This window comes from Cupriavidus gilardii, assembly GCF_013314895.1.
GTDB classification, from domain to species: Bacteria; Pseudomonadota; Gammaproteobacteria; order Burkholderiales; family Burkholderiaceae; genus Cupriavidus; species Cupriavidus gilardii_C.
In genome coordinates, this window is sequence record NZ_JABTYE010000018.1 from 14,619 (window position 1) to 30,744 (window position 16,126).

Annotated in this window: 23 protein-coding genes; 22 read left to right on the plus strand and 1 reads right to left on the minus strand. The window is 62.5% G+C overall.

Annotated features, from left to right (window positions below; translation table 11 throughout):
- Window positions 1–162: 162 nt before the first annotated feature.
- Complete coding sequence (locus HTY53_RS17475; protein ID WP_174107806.1) at window positions 163–618, minus strand: hypothetical protein; 456 nt, start codon at window positions 616–618, stop codon at window positions 163–165.
- Window positions 619–954: 336 nt separating this feature from the next.
- Here HTY53_RS17475 and recQ point away from each other — a divergent pair, with 336 nt between their 5' ends.
- The 22 genes from recQ to rplF all read left to right on the plus strand — a co-directional run bounded on the left by recQ (window position 955) and on the right by rplF (window position 16,119).
- Window positions 955–2,805, plus strand: a complete 1,851-nt coding sequence (recQ, locus tag HTY53_RS17480; RefSeq protein ID WP_174107807.1) for a DNA helicase RecQ — start codon at window positions 955–957, stop codon at window positions 2,803–2,805.
- 429 nt (window positions 2,806–3,234) lie between these two features.
- The gene (gene rpsL / locus HTY53_RS17485) at window positions 3,235–3,612 is read left to right on the plus strand and encodes a 30S ribosomal protein S12 (protein ID WP_006576501.1); all 378 of its coding nucleotides are present in this window, start codon (window positions 3,235–3,237) and stop codon (window positions 3,610–3,612) included.
- 203 nt (window positions 3,613–3,815) lie between these two features.
- On the plus strand, window positions 3,816–4,286 hold the full coding sequence (rpsG, locus tag HTY53_RS17490) for a 30S ribosomal protein S7 (protein ID WP_006576502.1): 471 nt from the start codon (window positions 3,816–3,818) through the stop codon (window positions 4,284–4,286).
- Between the two features lie 119 nt (window positions 4,287–4,405).
- The gene (fusA, locus tag HTY53_RS17495) at window positions 4,406–6,514 is read left to right on the plus strand and encodes an elongation factor G (RefSeq protein ID WP_174107808.1); all 2,109 of its coding nucleotides are present in this window, start codon (window positions 4,406–4,408) and stop codon (window positions 6,512–6,514) included.
- 82 nt (window positions 6,515–6,596) lie between these two features.
- Window positions 6,597–7,787 (plus strand): elongation factor Tu, encoded by a 1,191-nt coding sequence (tuf, locus tag HTY53_RS17500; RefSeq protein WP_174107799.1) that lies wholly within the window; start codon window positions 6,597–6,599, stop codon window positions 7,785–7,787.
- Window positions 7,788–7,871: 84 nt separating this feature from the next.
- A complete protein-coding gene (gene rpsJ, locus HTY53_RS17505) occupies window positions 7,872–8,180 on the plus strand; it encodes a 30S ribosomal protein S10 (RefSeq protein ID WP_006576248.1) in 309 nt (102 codons plus the stop codon).
- Between the two features lie 342 nt (window positions 8,181–8,522).
- Window positions 8,523–9,173, plus strand: a complete 651-nt coding sequence (gene rplC, locus HTY53_RS17510; RefSeq protein ID WP_174107809.1) for a 50S ribosomal protein L3 — start codon at window positions 8,523–8,525, stop codon at window positions 9,171–9,173.
- Window positions 9,174–9,184: 11 nt separating this feature from the next.
- On the plus strand, window positions 9,185–9,805 hold the full coding sequence (rplD, locus tag HTY53_RS17515) for a 50S ribosomal protein L4 (protein WP_053822679.1): 621 nt from the start codon (window positions 9,185–9,187) through the stop codon (window positions 9,803–9,805).
- Window positions 9,802–10,116, plus strand: coding sequence for a 50S ribosomal protein L23 (gene rplW, locus HTY53_RS17520; protein WP_006576245.1), 315 nt, complete (start codon window positions 9,802–9,804; stop codon window positions 10,114–10,116). The genes rplD and rplW overlap by 4 nt, the downstream gene beginning before the upstream one ends.
- Window positions 10,117–10,118: 2 nt before the next feature.
- A complete protein-coding gene (rplB, locus tag HTY53_RS17525; protein ID WP_174107810.1) occupies window positions 10,119–10,949 on the plus strand; it encodes a 50S ribosomal protein L2 in 831 nt (276 codons plus the stop codon).
- Window positions 10,950–10,971: 22 nt separating this feature from the next.
- On the plus strand, window positions 10,972–11,247 hold the full coding sequence (rpsS, locus tag HTY53_RS17530; RefSeq protein ID WP_006576244.1) for a 30S ribosomal protein S19: 276 nt from the start codon (window positions 10,972–10,974) through the stop codon (window positions 11,245–11,247).
- Between the two features lie 9 nt (window positions 11,248–11,256).
- Window positions 11,257–11,586 carry a 50S ribosomal protein L22 gene (gene rplV, locus HTY53_RS17535; protein ID WP_061956552.1) on the plus strand — a complete coding sequence of 110 codons (330 nt, stop codon included), beginning with the start codon at window positions 11,257–11,259 and terminating at the stop codon, window positions 11,584–11,586.
- A 9-nt stretch (window positions 11,587–11,595) separates the two neighbouring features.
- A complete protein-coding gene (gene rpsC / locus HTY53_RS17540) occupies window positions 11,596–12,393 on the plus strand; it encodes a 30S ribosomal protein S3 (RefSeq protein ID WP_023264853.1) in 798 nt (265 codons plus the stop codon).
- Between the two features lie 2 nt (window positions 12,394–12,395).
- Window positions 12,396–12,812: a 50S ribosomal protein L16 gene (gene rplP / locus HTY53_RS17545; protein WP_006576240.1), complete on the plus strand. Its 417-nt coding sequence runs from the start codon at window positions 12,396–12,398 to the stop codon at window positions 12,810–12,812.
- 11 nt (window positions 12,813–12,823) lie between these two features.
- Window positions 12,824–13,018 carry a 50S ribosomal protein L29 gene (gene rpmC, locus HTY53_RS17550; RefSeq protein ID WP_006576239.1) on the plus strand — a complete coding sequence of 65 codons (195 nt, stop codon included), beginning with the start codon at window positions 12,824–12,826 and terminating at the stop codon, window positions 13,016–13,018.
- Window positions 13,015–13,293 (plus strand): 30S ribosomal protein S17, encoded by a 279-nt coding sequence (gene rpsQ, locus HTY53_RS17555; protein WP_006576238.1) that lies wholly within the window; start codon window positions 13,015–13,017, stop codon window positions 13,291–13,293. The genes rpmC and rpsQ overlap by 4 nt, the downstream gene beginning before the upstream one ends.
- Before the next feature lie 290 nt (window positions 13,294–13,583).
- A complete protein-coding gene (gene rplN, locus HTY53_RS17560; RefSeq protein ID WP_006576237.1) occupies window positions 13,584–13,952 on the plus strand; it encodes a 50S ribosomal protein L14 in 369 nt (122 codons plus the stop codon).
- A gap of 9 nt (window positions 13,953–13,961) precedes the next feature.
- On the plus strand, window positions 13,962–14,270 hold the full coding sequence (gene rplX / locus HTY53_RS17565) for a 50S ribosomal protein L24 (RefSeq protein WP_006576236.1): 309 nt from the start codon (window positions 13,962–13,964) through the stop codon (window positions 14,268–14,270).
- Between the two features lie 25 nt (window positions 14,271–14,295).
- A complete protein-coding gene (gene rplE, locus HTY53_RS17570) occupies window positions 14,296–14,838 on the plus strand; it encodes a 50S ribosomal protein L5 (RefSeq protein ID WP_006576235.1) in 543 nt (180 codons plus the stop codon).
- Between the two features lie 9 nt (window positions 14,839–14,847).
- The gene (gene rpsN, locus HTY53_RS17575; protein ID WP_053822678.1) at window positions 14,848–15,153 is read left to right on the plus strand and encodes a 30S ribosomal protein S14; all 306 of its coding nucleotides are present in this window, start codon (window positions 14,848–14,850) and stop codon (window positions 15,151–15,153) included.
- A gap of 27 nt (window positions 15,154–15,180) precedes the next feature.
- A complete protein-coding gene (gene rpsH, locus HTY53_RS17580; RefSeq protein WP_006576233.1) occupies window positions 15,181–15,576 on the plus strand; it encodes a 30S ribosomal protein S8 in 396 nt (131 codons plus the stop codon).
- A gap of 9 nt (window positions 15,577–15,585) precedes the next feature.
- Entirely contained in the window at window positions 15,586–16,119 is a 534-nt protein-coding gene (gene rplF, locus HTY53_RS17585) for a 50S ribosomal protein L6 (RefSeq protein ID WP_174107811.1), read from the plus strand.
- Window positions 16,120–16,126: the final 7 nt, after the last annotated feature.

Sequence of the window (16,126 nt, forward strand, 5' to 3'; positions counted from 1 at the left end):
GTAACGCAGTAACGTTGTAACGAGAAAGCCCGGTGCGAGAAATCGCACCGGGCTTTTTTTGCGCAGACGTCTCTGCAGGCACTGCCAACGATTCGCCGGCGCACCCAACGACGTGCTGGCCCGCAACGTGGACTATGTCGGTACGGGCTTCGCAGGCCTGACTTACACGAACGCGCGCGCTGCGACACAGTTCGGCGCGAACGCCGTCGACGAAGCCGCGTTGCCGCCGGCCGACTGCGCCTGCTTGTCGATGGTCTTCATGATCAACTCTGCCAGCGCGTTGTACTCGCGCGAGCCGAGCTTCTGCCCGTGCTGCGCCAGGAACGCGTCGATCGGAACACCGGCCGCCTTCAGCGATTTGATTTCGGAGTCGCTGAGCGTTTCTCTTGCGTAGCTGCCGCTGGCTTGCGACAGCTTGGCCAGTTCGGCCGCCTTCTCGCGGTAAAGCTTCTCCTGCAGGAAAAGGTCCATGTCGCCGGACTGGCCGATGGCTGCGGTCGTATCGGCGGCGGCGACGGATTCGGACTGAAGCGCCGACAGCGCAGGCAGTTGGGCCGGGTATTGATGGCTGGAAATGGGGCAAATGAGCGAATTGGGCAAATTGGGCGAATTGGACATGGGATGACTCGAATGGTTGGATAAGCGGATAAGGAAACGCAACGATTGCGCGGGGCCATGGTGGCCGTGTCTCGATGCAAAGTCTTACGCTTTCGGCAACCGATTTCGAGTTCTCGCACCGATGTTGGCGCCCAGCCCAAAGCAACGTCTCGATTTCGCAAAACGAATTTGGCGGGGTGTGATAGGGCGAAGACCTGATGGAATAGGGCTCCGAGTTACGGCCGCGGTCCGTCGCCACGCTGGTCGTCACGATCGGCCACGCCCCGCACGCCGGCGCAGTGGTATGGTTACGCCTTTCGCGCCAACTGCCCTTTCCTGACCGCTGTGCCGTCGTCCATGTCACCCGCCCTGACCATCCTCAAGGAGGTTTTCGGCTATCACGCCTTCCGTGGCAGTCAGGCCGAAATCATCGATCACGTGGCCGAGGGCGGCGATTGCCTGGTGCTGATGCCGACCGGCGGCGGCAAGTCGCTGTGCTACCAGATTCCGGCGCTGCTGCGACAGCGCGCCGGCCATGGCGTCGGCATCGTGGTCTCGCCGCTGATCGCGCTGATGCAGGATCAGGTCGCCGCGCTGACGGAGGCGGGCGTGCGCGCCGCGGTGCTGAACTCCACGCTGACCGGCGCGGAGGCATCGGCGGTCGAGCGTGACCTGCTGGCCGGGCGGCTGGAGATTCTCTATGTCGCGCCGGAGCGGCTGATGACGCCGCGCTTCCAGGATCTGCTCGATCGCACCCGCGTCGGCCTGTTCGCGATCGACGAAGCGCATTGCGTGTCGCAGTGGGGCCACGACTTCCGGCCGGAATACATCCAGCTGTCGGTGCTGCACGAGCGCTTCCCGCAGGTGCCGCGCATCGCGCTGACCGCGACGGCCGATGCCGTGACGCGGCAGGAGATCGTCGAACGCCTGGCCCTCGATGATGCGCGTGTCTTCCTGTCGAGCTTCGATCGCCCCAATATCCGCTATCGCATCGTCGAGAAGGACAACGCGCGCCAGCAGCTGCTGGCCTTCATCAAGGCCGAGCACATGGCGGCCGACGGCACGCATGACAGCGGCATCGTCTACTGCCTGTCGCGCCGCAAGGTCGAGGAGACCGCCGACTGGCTGCGCGGCCATGGCATCAACGCGCTGCCTTACCACGCCGGCATGGAGGCGGCGGTGCGTCAGCAGCATCAGGCGCGCTTCCGCGACGAAGAGGGGCTGGTGATGGTCGCTACCATTGCCTTCGGCATGGGCATCGACAAGCCCGACGTCCGCTTCGTCGCCCACCTCGATCTGCCGAAGAGCATGGAGGGCTATTACCAGGAGACCGGCCGTGCGGGCCGCGACGGCCTGCCGGCCAATGCCTGGATGGCTTATGGTCTCGGCGACGTGGTGCAGCAGAAGCGGATGATCGACGAATCGGAGGCCGACGAGGCGCACAAGCGCGTGTCGTCGGCCAAGCTCGACGCCTTGCTGGGCCTGTGCGAGACCGCCGGTTGCCGGCGCGTGCGCATCCTGGCGTATTTCGGCGAGGCGAGCGAACCCTGCGGTAACTGCGATACCTGCCTGGAGCCGCCGGCGACCTGGGACGGCACGCGCGAGGCGCAGATGGCGCTGTCGTGCGTCTACCGCACCGCGCAGGCCAGCCGCGTGCATTTCGGCGCCACCCATTTGATCGACGTGCTGCGCGGCAATGCCACCGAGAAGATCCGCCAATGGGGCCACGACAAGGTATCGACCTTCGGCATCGGCGCCGACCGTTCCGTGTCCGAATGGCATGCGATCTTCCGGCAGCTGATCGCGCACGGCCTGTTGGTGATCGATCATGGCGGGCACGGGGCCCTGCTGCTCGGCGAGTCGGCGCGCGCAGTGCTCAAGGGCGAGACCAGCATCACGCTGCGCCGCCAGGTCAGCAAGCCGGCCCGCGGCGAGCGCAGCGGGGCCGGGCGCGGCAACCGGGTCGACCATACCGCGCAGATGGACGAACAGGCGCTGGCCAACTGGGAGGCGCTGCGCCGCTGGCGCACGGAAACCGCCCGCGAGCACGGGGTGCCAGCCTATGTGATCTTCCACGATGCGACGCTGGCCGAGCTGGCGCGCAGCGCGCCCGACAGCATGGCGGAGCTGGCCGAGGTGCCGGGCATCGGCGCGGCCAAGCTGGAACGCTATGGCGACGAGCTGCTGGAAGTGCTGCAGAAGGCATGAGCAGCGGCCCGCCGCAGTCAGGCTGCCGGACCCCGGAGGGCCTAAACGAGACTGGCGGGGGCGGCCGTCGCATAATGCGATTTGACATAGGTAAACCGCTTGACCGTTGATCGGTGCGCTGCTAGCATGCCGGATTCGAGTTTTTGGCTTCGGATTTCGCTCGCGCGTCGTTTGGTGGCACCCAGTGTGTCCGGCGACCGTCCAGGCAGATCAGTCACGACTGACTGACTTCGCCCAGCGGGATCCCAGGCGAGCTCGCGCTCTTTGGCAAGTCTGGTCGTTCACACAGTCCCGTCCCAGAGCGTTCTGCTCGTCTGCTCCCGCCCAAAACCCGTCCTACCGTTTCGTCGATCGTCGTCGCGCTTGCGGGCGTGCCGCCGGTTCGTCGTCGAAGCGGTGTTTTTTTGTAAAACCAAGCTGGATTGAACAATGCCAACTATCAACCAACTGGTTCGCAAGCCGCGCGTCTCTGAAGTCATCAAGAGCAAGAGCCCGGCGCTTGAGAACTGCCCCCAACGCCGTGGCGTGTGCACCCGTGTGTACACCACCACGCCGAAGAAGCCGAACTCGGCACTGCGTAAGGTCGCCAAGGTGCGTCTGACCAACGGTTTCGAGGTCATCTCGTACATCGGCGGTGAAGGCCACAACCTGCAGGAACACTCGGTCGTGCTGATCCGCGGTGGTCGTGTCAAGGACTTGCCGGGTGTGCGTTACCACATCGTGCGCGGCTCGCTCGACCTGCAAGGCGTCAAGGACCGCAAGCAAGCGCGTTCGAAGTACGGCGCGAAGCGTCCGAAGGCGGCCTAAGGCTGCAACACCAGCGATGGCGGCTGGCGCGCAGCGTCATGTTGCTGTCAACAAGCGGCGGTACAACGGCCCATTTGCTGCGCCGTGCCGTCGAGTAAGTGGTCCACCCGGCGAATTTGCCGCGCCCCTGGCGCAGGAAGGCAAGCTAGTTGGTGGCCGGAGCGCGGAAGAGTCCGCACTCAACTGAATCCAAAGGAAAGAAGATGCCACGTCGTCGTGAAGTCCCCAAGCGGGAAATCCTGCCTGATCCGAAGTTCGGTAACGTCGAAGTTGCCAAGTTCATGAACGTGCTGATGCTGGACGGCAAGAAGTCGGTTGCCGAGCGCATCGTTTATGGCGCGTTCGACCAGATCGAAAAGAAGGCAGGCAAGGCCCCCATCGAAGTGTTCTCCGTTGCGATCAACAACGTGAAGCCGGTGGTGGAAGTGAAGAGCCGCCGCGTCGGTGGCGCCAACTATCAGGTTCCGGTCGAAGTCCGTCCGTCGCGTCGTTTGGCATTGGCGATGCGCTGGCTGCGGGAGGCCGCGAAAAAACGCAGCGAGAAGTCGATGGCGCTGCGCCTGGCAGGTGAGCTGCTCGAAGCCGCGGAAGGCCGTGGTGGCGCGATGAAGAAGCGCGACGAAGTGCACCGCATGGCCGAAGCCAACAAGGCGTTCTCGCACTTCCGCTTCTAAAGGCGCGCGGATTCGCTGTTGGTTGCCGGGCGGGCTGTGTTTTTACACATCTCGCCCGTTTGTGTTAGGGGCGTAGGCCAAGAGATGGCGGCGCCTCACTGACGAATTAGAGGATTAAAGTGGCTCGTAAGACTCCCATCGAGCGTTACCGCAATATCGGTATCTCGGCTCACATTGACGCGGGTAAAACCACCACCACCGAGCGCATCCTGTTCTACACCGGTGTGAACCACAAGATCGGTGAAGTGCACGACGGCGCCGCCACGATGGACTGGATGGAGCAGGAGCAGGAGCGTGGTATTACCATCACCTCCGCTGCCACCACCGCCTTCTGGAAGGGCATGGCCGGCAACTACCCCGAGCACCGCTTCAACATCATTGACACCCCGGGCCACGTGGACTTCACCATCGAGGTGGAGCGTTCCATGCGCGTGCTGGACGGCGCCTGCATGGTGTACTGCGCCGTGGGCGGCGTGCAGCCGCAGTCGGAAACCGTCTGGCGTCAGGCCAACAAGTACGGCGTGCCGCGTCTGGCGTTCGTCAACAAGATGGACCGTACCGGCGCCAACTTCTTCAAGGTCTACGAGCAGCTGAAGACCCGCCTGAAGGCCAACCCGGTGCCCGTGGTGGTGCCGATCGGCGCTGAAGACGGCTTCCAGGGCGTGATCGACCTGCTGGAAATGAAGGCGATCATCTGGGACGAAGCCAGCCAGGGCGTGAAGTTCGAATACAAGGACATCCCGGCCGAGCTGCAGGCGACCGCTGACGAATGGCGCGAGAAGATGGTCGAGTCCGCCGCCGAAGCCAGCGAAGAGCTGATGGAAAAGTACCTGGGCGGCGAAGAGCTGACCCGCGCCGAGATCGTCAAGGCGCTGCGTGACCGTACCATCGCCTGCGAAATCCAGCCGATGCTGTGCGGTACCGCGTTCAAGAACAAGGGCGTGCAGCGTATGCTCGACGCCGTGATCGATTTCCTGCCGTCGCCGGTCGATATTCCGCCGGTCAAGGGCGTGGACGAACGCGACGACGAGAAGAAGCTCGAGCGCAAGGCCGACGACAACGAGAAGTTCTCGGCGCTGGCGTTCAAGATCATGACCGACCCGTTCGTCGGCCAGCTGATCTTCTTCCGCGTCTACTCGGGCAAGATCAATTCGGGCGACACCGTGTACAACCCGGTGAAGCAGAAGAAGGAGCGTCTGGGCCGTATTCTGCAGATGCACGCCAACCAGCGCGAAGAAATCAAGGAAGTGCTGGCAGGCGACATCGCCGCCGCGGTGGGCCTGAAGGATGCCACCACGGGCGACACGCTGTGCGATCCGTCGGCACCGATCGTGCTCGAGCGCATGGTGTTCCCGGAGCCGGTGATCTCGCAGGCGGTGGAGCCGAAGACCAAGGCCGACCAGGAAAAGATGGGCATCGCCCTGAACCGCCTGGCCGCCGAAGACCCGTCGTTCCGCGTGCGTACCGATGAAGAATCGGGTCAGACCATCATTTCGGGCATGGGCGAGCTTCACCTCGAAATTCTGGTCGACCGCATGAAGCGCGAATTCGGCGTGGAAGCCAACATCGGCGCGCCGCAGGTGGCCTACCGCGAAACCATCCGCAAGAAGGCCGAGGACGTCGAAGGCAAGTTCGTCAAGCAGTCGGGCGGCCGCGGCCAGTACGGCCACGCCGTGATCACGCTGGAACCGCAGGAGCCGGGCAAGGGCTTCGAGTTCGTCGACGCCATCAAGGGCGGTGTGATTCCTCGCGAATACATCCCGGCTGTCGAAAAGGGTATCACCGACACGCTGCAGGCCGGTGTCCTGGCGGGCTTCCCGGTGGTGGACGTGAAGGTCACGCTGACGTTCGGTTCGTACCACGACGTGGACTCGAACGAAAACGCGTTCCGCATGGCCGGTTCGATGGCTTTCAAGGAAGCCATGCGCAAGGCCAGCCCGGTTCTGCTCGAGCCGATGATGGCCGTGGAAGTGGAAACGCCGGAAGACTACACCGGTACCGTGATGGGCGACCTGTCGTCCCGCCGCGGCATCGTGCAGGGCATGGACGACATGGTGGGCGGCGGCAAGATCATCAAGGCCGAAGTCCCGCTGTCGGAAATGTTCGGTTATTCGACCGCGCTGCGCTCGGCCACGCAAGGCCGCGCCACCTACACCATGGAATTCAAGCACTACGCCGAGGCACCGAAGAACATCGCCGAAGCAGTGATGGCGGCCAAGGGCAAGTAAACAGGCTGTATGCCGCCGCGCCCGCCTGGGCGCGGCGGCGTGATGAATCGACAAGACTGCATTCCATTAGGAGCTGAAAAAAATGGCAAAGGAAAAGTTCGAGCGGACCAAGCCGCACGTGAACGTTGGTACGATTGGTCACGTTGACCACGGCAAGACGACGCTGACGGCGGCGATTGCGACGGTGCTGGCGGCGAAGTTCGGCGGTGCTGCGAAGAAGTACGACGAAATCGATGCGGCGCCGGAAGAGAAGGCACGCGGTATTACCATCAACACCGCGCACGTCGAGTACGAGACGGCCAACCGCCACTACGCGCACGTTGACTGCCCGGGCCACGCCGACTACGTCAAGAACATGATCACCGGCGCTGCCCAGATGGACGGCGCGATCCTGGTGTGCTCGGCCGCTGACGGCCCGATGCCGCAGACGCGCGAGCACATCCTGCTGGCCCGTCAGGTCGGCGTGCCGTACATCATCGTGTTCCTGAACAAGTGCGACATGGTGGACGACGCCGAGCTGCTCGAGCTGGTGGAAATGGAAGTGCGCGAGCTGCTCTCGAAGTACGAGTTCCCCGGCGACGACACCCCGATCATCAAGGGTTCGGCCAAGCTGGCGCTCGAAGGCGACAAGGGCGACCTGGGCGAAGAGGCGATCATGCGCCTGGCCGACGCGCTGGACACCTACATCCCGACGCCGGAGCGCGCCGTGGACGGCACGTTCCTGATGCCGGTCGAAGACGTGTTCTCGATCTCAGGCCGCGGTACCGTGGTGACCGGCCGTATCGAGCGTGGCGTGATCAAGGTCGGCGAGGAAATCGAAATCGTCGGTATCCGCCCGACGGTCAAGACCACCTGCACCGGCGTGGAAATGTTCCGCAAGCTGCTGGACCAGGGCCAGGCTGGCGACAACGTCGGTCTGCTGCTGCGCGGTACCAAGCGTGAAGACGTCGAGCGCGGCCAGGTGCTGTGCAAGCCGGGTTCGATCAAGCCGCACACGCACTTCACCGGCGAGGTGTACATCCTGTCGAAGGACGAAGGCGGCCGTCACACCCCGTTCTTCAACAACTACCGTCCGCAGTTCTATTTCCGTACGACCGACGTGACCGGCTCGATCGAGCTGCCGAAGGACAAGGAAATGGTGATGCCGGGCGACAACGTGTCGATCACCGTCAAGCTGATCGCCCCGATCGCGATGGAAGAAGGCCTGCGCTTCGCCATCCGTGAAGGCGGCCGCACCGTCGGCGCCGGCGTCGTTGCCAAGATCCTGGACTAAACCAGGCTGTCGGGACGGGCGGCCTGCGCCCGTCCCTGCTACCACCGGGCCGGTGACGGCCCATCGCTCTTTTAAGGAAAAATCATGCAGAACCAGAAGATCCGTATCCGCCTGAAGGCTTTCGACTATCGCCTGATCGACCAGTCGGCCGCCGAAATCGTGGATACCGCCAAGCGCACCGGCGCGATCGTCAAGGGCCCGGTTCCCCTGCCGACCCGCATCGAGCGCTTCGACATCCTGCGTTCGCCGCACGTGAACAAGACCAGCCGCGATCAGTTCGAGATCCGCACCCATCAGCGTCTGCTGGACATCGTCGACCCGTCGGAAAAGACCGTCGACGCGCTGATGAAGCTGGACCTGCCGGCTGGCGTGGACGTCGAGATCAAGGTGTAATCGATCCGACGAGACCGGCCGCCCGCGCGCGGCCGCTCTGCAGTGTGAACGGCGAACGCGAGTTCGCCGTTTCCTTTTTCGGCGCCTGGGCGCCCGAAATAGCGACGTATCAACCACGTTGCAACAGCAATATCCCCAGTTGCTGAACGCTTTGCCAGATTGCAGTTGCTCTTTCCAGGAGCCTGCGATATAGTGTAAGGCTACCCATCTATCTATGGGTATTGGGCTGGCCGTTTTGGCCGTGCGCCGTCTCTTTTGCGCAAGCCCCCGACACCAGAAACACTCAACACGTTTCGTGTATCAATCAGCCCCGGCCAATCGCAGCCGGGAATGGAGCAAACCATGAGCCTTGGCCTTGTAGGTCGCAAGGTTGGCATGACCCGTATTTTCACGGACGACGGTGAAGCAATTCCCGTGACCGTGATCGAGGTCGGCGACAACCGCGTGACGCAAATCAAGACGGACGAGACCGACGGTTATACCGCGGTGCAAGTCACCTTCGGCGCCCGGCGCGCAAGCCGCGTCACCAAGCCGCTGGCGGGTCATCTCGCCAAAGCCGGTGTGGAAGCGGGCGAAATCATCAAAGAATTCCGCGTGGATGCAGCCAAGGCTGCCGAGCTGCAAGCCGGTGGCGCGCTGTCGGTCGACCTGTTCCAGGTCGGCCAGAAGATCGACGTGCAGGGCGTGACGATCGGTAAGGGCTATGCCGGTACCATCAAGCGCTACCACTTCGCGTCGGGCCGTGCCACGCACGGTAACTCGCGTTCGCACAACGTGCCGGGTTCGATCGGTATGGCGCAGGATCCGGGTCGTGTGTTCCCGGGCAAGCGCATGACCGGCCACCTCGGTGACGTCACGCGTACCGTCCAAAACCTGGTCATCGCCAAGATCGACGCAGAGCGCAAGCTGCTGCTGGTCAAGGGCGCGATCCCGGGTTCGAAGGGCGGAAAAGTCATCGTTACCCCGGCCGTCAAGGCCAAAGCTGCGGCTTAAGGAGCGGACACATGGAACTTAAGCTCCTCCAGGACAACGGTCAGATCGGTGCAGGCGTTGCAGCCTCGCCCGAAGTCTTCGGCCGCGATTACAACGAAGCTCTGGTTCACCAGATCGTCGTCGCTTACCAGGCCAACGCGCGTAGCGGCAACCGGAAGCAGAAGGACCGCGAAGAGGTCAAGCACACCACGAAGAAGCCGTGGCGTCAGAAGGGTACGGGCCGTGCTCGTGCCGGTATGTCCTCGTCGCCGCTGTGGCGCGGGGGCGGCCGTATCTTCCCGAACTCGCCGGAAGAGAACTTCAGCCAGAAGGTCAACAAGAAGATGTTCCGTGCCGGCATGCGCTCGATCTATTCGCAGCTGGCCCGGGAAGGTCGTATCAACGTGGTGGAGGGTTTCTCCGTCGACGCGCCCAAGACCAAGCTGCTGGCCGACAAGTTCAAGGCCATGGGTCTGGACTCGGTGCTGATCATCACCGACAACCTCGACGAAAACCTCTACCTGGCTTCGCGCAACCTGCCGCACGTGGCGGTTGTCGAGCCGCGCCACGCCGATCCGCTGTCGCTCGTGCACTACAAGAAGGTGCTGGTGACCAAGGCGGCCGTCGCGCAGATCGAGGAGTTGCTCAAATGACGCAAGTAGCCAAGAACGATCATCGTTTGATGCAGGTGCTGCTCGCGCCGGTGGTTTCCGAAAAGGCAACCCTGGTCGCCGACAAGAACGAACAAGTGGTGTTCGAAGTCGCTCGCGACGCCAACAAGGCGGAAGTGAAGGCGGCGGTCGAACTGCTGTTCAAGGTCGAGGTGCAGTCCGTTCAGATCCTGAACCAGAAGGGCAAGCAAAAGCGTTTCGGTCGCTTCATGGGTCGTCGCAACCATGTGAAGAAGGCCTACGTGTCGCTGAAGCCGGGTCAGGAAATCAATTTTGAAGCGGAGGCCAAGTAATCATGGCACTCGTCAAGACCAAGCCGACTTCCCCGGGTCGCCGCTCGATGGTGAAGGTTGTCAACCGCAACCTGCACAAGGGCGAACCGTACGCGCCGCTGCTGGAAAAGCAATTCCAGAAGTCGGGCCGTAACAACAATGGCCACATCACCACCCGTCACAAGGGCGGTGGCCACAAGCATCACTACCGTGTGATCGACTTCAAGCGCAACGACAAGGACGGCATCCCCGCCAAGGTCGAGCGCCTGGAATACGATCCGAACCGCTCCGCGAACATCGCCCTGGTGCTGTTCGCCGACGGCGAGCGCCGCTACATCATCGCCACCAAGGGCATGGTTGCCGGCCAGCCGCTGATGAACGGCGCGGAAGCCCCGATCAAGGCTGGCAACAACCTGCCGATCCGCAACATCCCGGTCGGTACCACGATCAACAACGTGGAAATGCTGCCGGGCAAGGGCGCCCAGATCGCGCGTGCCGCCGGCGGTTCCGCCGTGCTGCTGGCTCGCGAAGGCGTCTACGCCCAGGTGCGTCTGCGCTCCGGTGAAGTGCGTCGCGTGCATATCGAATGCCGCGCCACCATCGGTGAAGTGGGCAACGAAGAGCACAGCCTGCGCGTGATCGGCAAGGCCGGCGCGACCCGCTGGCGCGGTATTCGCCCGACCGTCCGCGGCGTGGTGATGAACCCGATCGACCACCCGCACGGTGGTGGTGAAGGCCGTACCGCTGCTGGTCGCGATCCCGTGTCGCCGTGGGGCACCCCGACCAAGGGTTACCGCACCCGCAGCAACAAGCGCACTGCCAGCATGATCGTGCAGCGCCGCCACAAGCGTTAATCGGTAGGTAGGAGCTAAACACATGACTCGTTCTGCAAAAAAGGGTCCTTTCTGTGACGCCCACCTGCTGAAGAAGGTGGAAACGGCTGTCAGCGGCAAGGACAAGAAACCCATCAAGACGTGGTCGCGCCGCTCGACCATTCTGCCGGAGTTCATCGGCCTGACGATCGCCGTCCACAACGGCCGTCAACACGTGCCGGTGTACGTCACGGAAAACATGGTTGGCCACAAGCTCGGTGAATTTGCGCTGACGCGTACGTTCAAGGGCCACGCGGCTGACAAGAAAGCGAAGAGGTAAGGTGCCATCATGGAAGTGAAAGCGATTCATCGCGGTGCCCGCATCTCCGCCCAGAAGACGCGCCTGGTCGCTGACCAGATCCGTGGTCTGCCGATCGAGCGCGCGCTCAACATCCTGGCGTTCAGCCCGAAGAAGGCGGCCGGGATCGTGAAGAAGGTGGTCGAATCGGCCATCGCCAACGCCGAGCACAATGAAGGCGCCGACATCGACGAGCTGAAGGTCAAATCGATCTACGTCGACAAGGCAACCTCGCTCAAGCGCTTCACCGCACGGGCAAAGGGCCGCGGCAACCGCATCGAGAAACAAACCTGTCACATCACTGTGACGCTCGGCAACTAAGGAGTCACGATGGGACAGAAGATTCATCCGACTGGCTTCCGTCTGGCCGTCAGCCGTAACTGGGCTTCGCGTTGGTACGCCAACAACACGAAGTTCGCCGGCATGCTGAAGGAAGACATCGAGGTTCGCGACTTTCTGAAGAAGAAACTCAAGAACGCTTCGGTGGGCCGCGTCGTCATCGAGCGCCCTGCCCGCAATGCCCGTCTCACCATTTACAGCTCGCGTCCGGGCGTGGTGATCGGCAAGAAGGGTGAGGACATCGAACTGCTGAAGGCCGAGCTGCAGCGTCGCATGGGCGTGCCCGTGCACGTGAACATCGAGGAAATCCGCAAGCCGGAAACCGATGCTCAGCTGATCGCCGACTCGATCACCCAGCAGCTCGAGCGCCGCATCATGTTCCGCCGCGCAATGAAGCGCGCGATGCAGAACGCGATGCGCCTGGGCGCTCAGGGCATCAAGATCATGAGCTCGGGCCGTCTGAACGGTATCGAAATCGCACGTACCGAGTGGTACCGCGAGGGCCGCGTGCCCCTGCATACCCTGCGTGCCGACATCGACTACGGCTTCTCCGAAGCGGAAACCACCTACGGCATCATCGGTGTCAAGGTGTGGGTCTACAAGGGTGATCACCTCGGCCGCAACGACGCGCCGGTGGTGGAAGAGCCGCAAGACGAACGTCGTCGTCGCCCGGGTCGTCCGGACGGTCGCCGTCGTGACGGTGAAGGCCGTCCGGGTGGCAACCGCCGCGGCGGCGCTGGTGCCGGTCGCCGCGCTGCGCCTGGCGCAGACGCGAAGAGTGGAGAATAACGATGCTGCAACCGAAGCGCAGAAAATATCGCAAGGAGCAGAAAGGCCGCAACACGGGTAAGGCTACCCGTGGCAACGCCGTGTCTTTCGGCGAATTCGGCCTGAAGGCAATGGGCCGTGGCCGTCTGACGGCTCGTCAGATCGAGTCGGCACGTCGTGCGATGACCCGCCACATCAAGCGTGGCGGCCGCATCTGGATCCGGATCTTCCCGGACAAGCCGATCTCGAAGAAGCCCGCCGAAGTCCGTATGGGTAACGGCAAGGGCAATCCGGAATACTACGTGGCTGAAATCCAGCCGGGCAAGATGCTGTACGAAATGGATGGCGTGAGCGAAGAGCTGGCGCGTGAGGCGTTCCGCCTCGCGGCGGCCAAGCTGCCGATCGCGACCAATTTCGTGGTGCGCCAGGTCGGGACGTAAGGAGAGCAGGGATGAAAGCATCCGAACTTCGCGGCAAAGACGCCGCCGGCCTGAACCAGGAGCTCTCCGAGCTGCTGAAGGCCCAATTTAGCCTGCGCATGCAAAAGGCCACCCAACAGCTGCAGAACACCAGCCAGCTGAAGAAGGTGCGCAAGGACATCGCGCGGGTGCATACCGTGCTGAACGAAAAGGCGAACTCGAAATGACTGAAACTGCAAAAACGGAATCGTCGCTTCGCCGTACGCTGGTCGGCCGCGTGGTAAGCGACAAGATGGACAAGACCGTGACGGTCCTGGTCGAAAACCGTGTCAAGCATCCGCTGTATGGCAAGTACGTGCTGCGCTCGAAGAAGTACAAGGCGCATGACGAAGCGAACCAGTACAAGGAAGGCGACAAGGTCGAGATCCAGGAAGGCCGTCCGATCTCGCGGACCAAGTCCTGGGTCGTTTCCCGGCTGGTCGAAGCAGCGCGCGTCATCTAAGAACCAACAGGTTCTCGGTTGACTTGCAGGTCCAGGGTTATGTGCTATAATCCTGGACTTCCGCTTTATTGCGGCCGTCTCTTGTAACACCACCCGGGCGGTCCGTTAAAGCGAACCCCAGGCCTAGCGGCTCCTGACTGTCACATCGTTCAGACCGCCTGGCACACCGACTTCAAGTTGATCAACCCAAACGGTGACTGGCGCAATGCCGGTGGCCGACGGGACCAAGACTGACCGGCGGGCGTACCTTTTTCGTGGGCCCGGTGGATTAAGTTGGGAAGACAAACACCATGATTCAGACAGAAAGCCGGCTCGAAGTGGCCGATAACACGGGTGCGCGCGAAGTGCTGTGCATCAAAGTGCTGGGTGGGTCCAAGCGCCGCTATGCGAGCGTAGGCGACATCATCAAGGTGACCGTCAAGGACGCAGCGCCGCGCGGTCGCGTGAAGAAGGGCGATATCTACAACGCCGTCGTGGTCCGCACCGCCAAGGGCGTGCGCCGCGCGGACGGTTCGCTCGTCAAGTTCGACGGCAACGCCGCTGTCCTGCTGAACAACAAGCTCGAGCCGATCGGCACCCGTATCTTCGGGCCGGTGACTCGTGAACTCCGTACCGAGCGCTTCATGAAGATCGTGTCGCTCGCACCGGAAGTGCTGTAAGGAGCCGCCATGAACAAGATTCGCAAAGGCGACGAGGTCATCGTCCTGACCGGCAAGGACAAGGGCAAGCGCGGCAAGGTCCAGGCCGTGCTGGGCGACAAGGTCGCCGTCGAGGGCGTGAACGTCGCGAAGAAGCACGCACGTCCGAACCCGATGCTGGGCACGACCGGTGGCGTGATCGACAAGGTCATGCCCCTGCATATTTCCAACGTTGCGCTCGTGGATGCCAATGGCAAGCCGTCGCGCGTCGGCATCAAGCTGGTGGAAGGCAAGCGCGTGCGCGTGCTCAAGACCACCGGCGCCGTCGTCGCCGCTTGATTCTGGGCACGGATAGGAGTTGAGCATGGCAGCACGTCTGCAAGAGCAGTACAAAGAACAGGTCGTTCCGGCCCTGATGAAGAAGTTCGGCTACAAGTCGGTCATGGAGGTGCCCCGCATCACCAAGATCACGCTGAACATGGGTCTGGGCGAAGCCATCAATGACAAGAAGGTCATCGAGCTGGCAGTGGGCGACCTGACCAAGATCGCTGGTCAGAAGCCGGTCGTGACGAAGGCCCGCAAGGCCATCGCCGGCTTCAAGATTCGTCAGGGCTATCCCATCGGTGCGATGGTGACCCTGCGTGGCGAACGGATGTGGGAATTCCTCGACCGTTTCGTCACCGTGGCCCTGCCGCGCGTGCGCGATTTCCGTGGTGTGTCCGGCAAGTCGTTCGACGGCCGTGGCAACTACAACATCGGTGTGAAAGAGCAGATCATCTTCCCCGAGATCGAGTACGACAAGATCGACGCGCTGCGCGGTCTGAACATCAGCATCACGACGACGGCGAAGAATGACGAGGAAGCCAAGGAGCTCCTCGCCGCATTCAAGTTCCCGTTCCGCAATTAAGGGGTAACCGTGGCTAAATTGGCTCTGATTGAACGTGAGAAGAAGCGCGCCAAGCTCGTGGCGAAGTATGCCGAGAAGCGCGCTGCCCTCAAGGCCATTATCGACGACCAGGCAAAGTCGGAAGAAGAGCGTTACGAAGCGCGTCTGGAGCTGCAACAGCTGCCGCGCAACGCCAATCCGACCCGCCAGCGCAATCGCTGCGCGATCACCGGTCGTCCCCGCGGTACCTTCCGCAAGTTTGGCCTGGCGCGTAACAAGATCCGCGAAATTGCCTTCAAGGGCGAAATCCCGGGTCTGACGAAAGCCAGCTGGTAATTACGCACAGGCTACAGGAGAAACAGTATGAGCATGAGCGATCCTATCGCCGATATGCTGACGCGCATCCGCAACGCCCAGGGCGTGCAGAAGGCGTCGGTTGTCATGCCGTCGTCGAAGCTGAAAGTGGCGATCGCCAAGGTTCTGAAGGACGAAGGCTATATCGACGACTACGCTGTCGCCGAAGAAGGCGGCAAGGCACAACTGACCATCGGTCTGAAGTACTACGCCGGCCGTCCGGTGATCGAGCGCATCGAACGCGTGTCGAAGCCCGGTCTGCGCGTGTACAAGGGCCGCAGCGAAATCCCGCAAGTGATGAACGGCCTGGGCGTCGCAATCATCTCGACCCCGAAGGGTCTGATGACCGATCGCGCGGCGCGTGCCACGGGCGTGGGCGGCGAAGTCATCTGCTACGTCGCGTAAGGAGTAACCATGTCCCGTGTAGGTAAGGCTCCCATCGCGCTGCCGAAAGGCGCGGAAGTGAATGTGGCGGCCGGCGTGCTCACCGTCAAGGGCCCGCTCGGTTCGCTGTCCCAGCCGATTCACAGCCTGGTCAAGGTCAATGTCGAAAACGACACGCTGACCTTCGCCGCCGCTGACGAATCGCGTGAAGCAAACGCTCTGCAGGGCACCATGCGTGCTCTGGTGGCCAATATGGTCAAGGGCGTGACCACCGGTTTCGAGCGCAAGCTGAACCTTGTCGGCGTGGGTTACCGTGCCCAGGTCCAAGGCGCTGCGCTGAAGCTCCAGCTTGGTTTCTCGCACGACGTGATCCATGAGATGCCGGAAGGCGTGAAGGCGGAAACGCCGACGCAGACCGAGATCATCATCAAGGGTGCGGACAAGCAGAAAGTCGGTCAGGTTGCCGCGGAAGTCCGCGCGTACCGTCCGCCCGAGCCCTACAAGGGCAAGGGTGTTCGCTACGCAGACGAGCGCGTCATCCTGAAGGAAACCAAGAAGAAGTAAGGGGTGC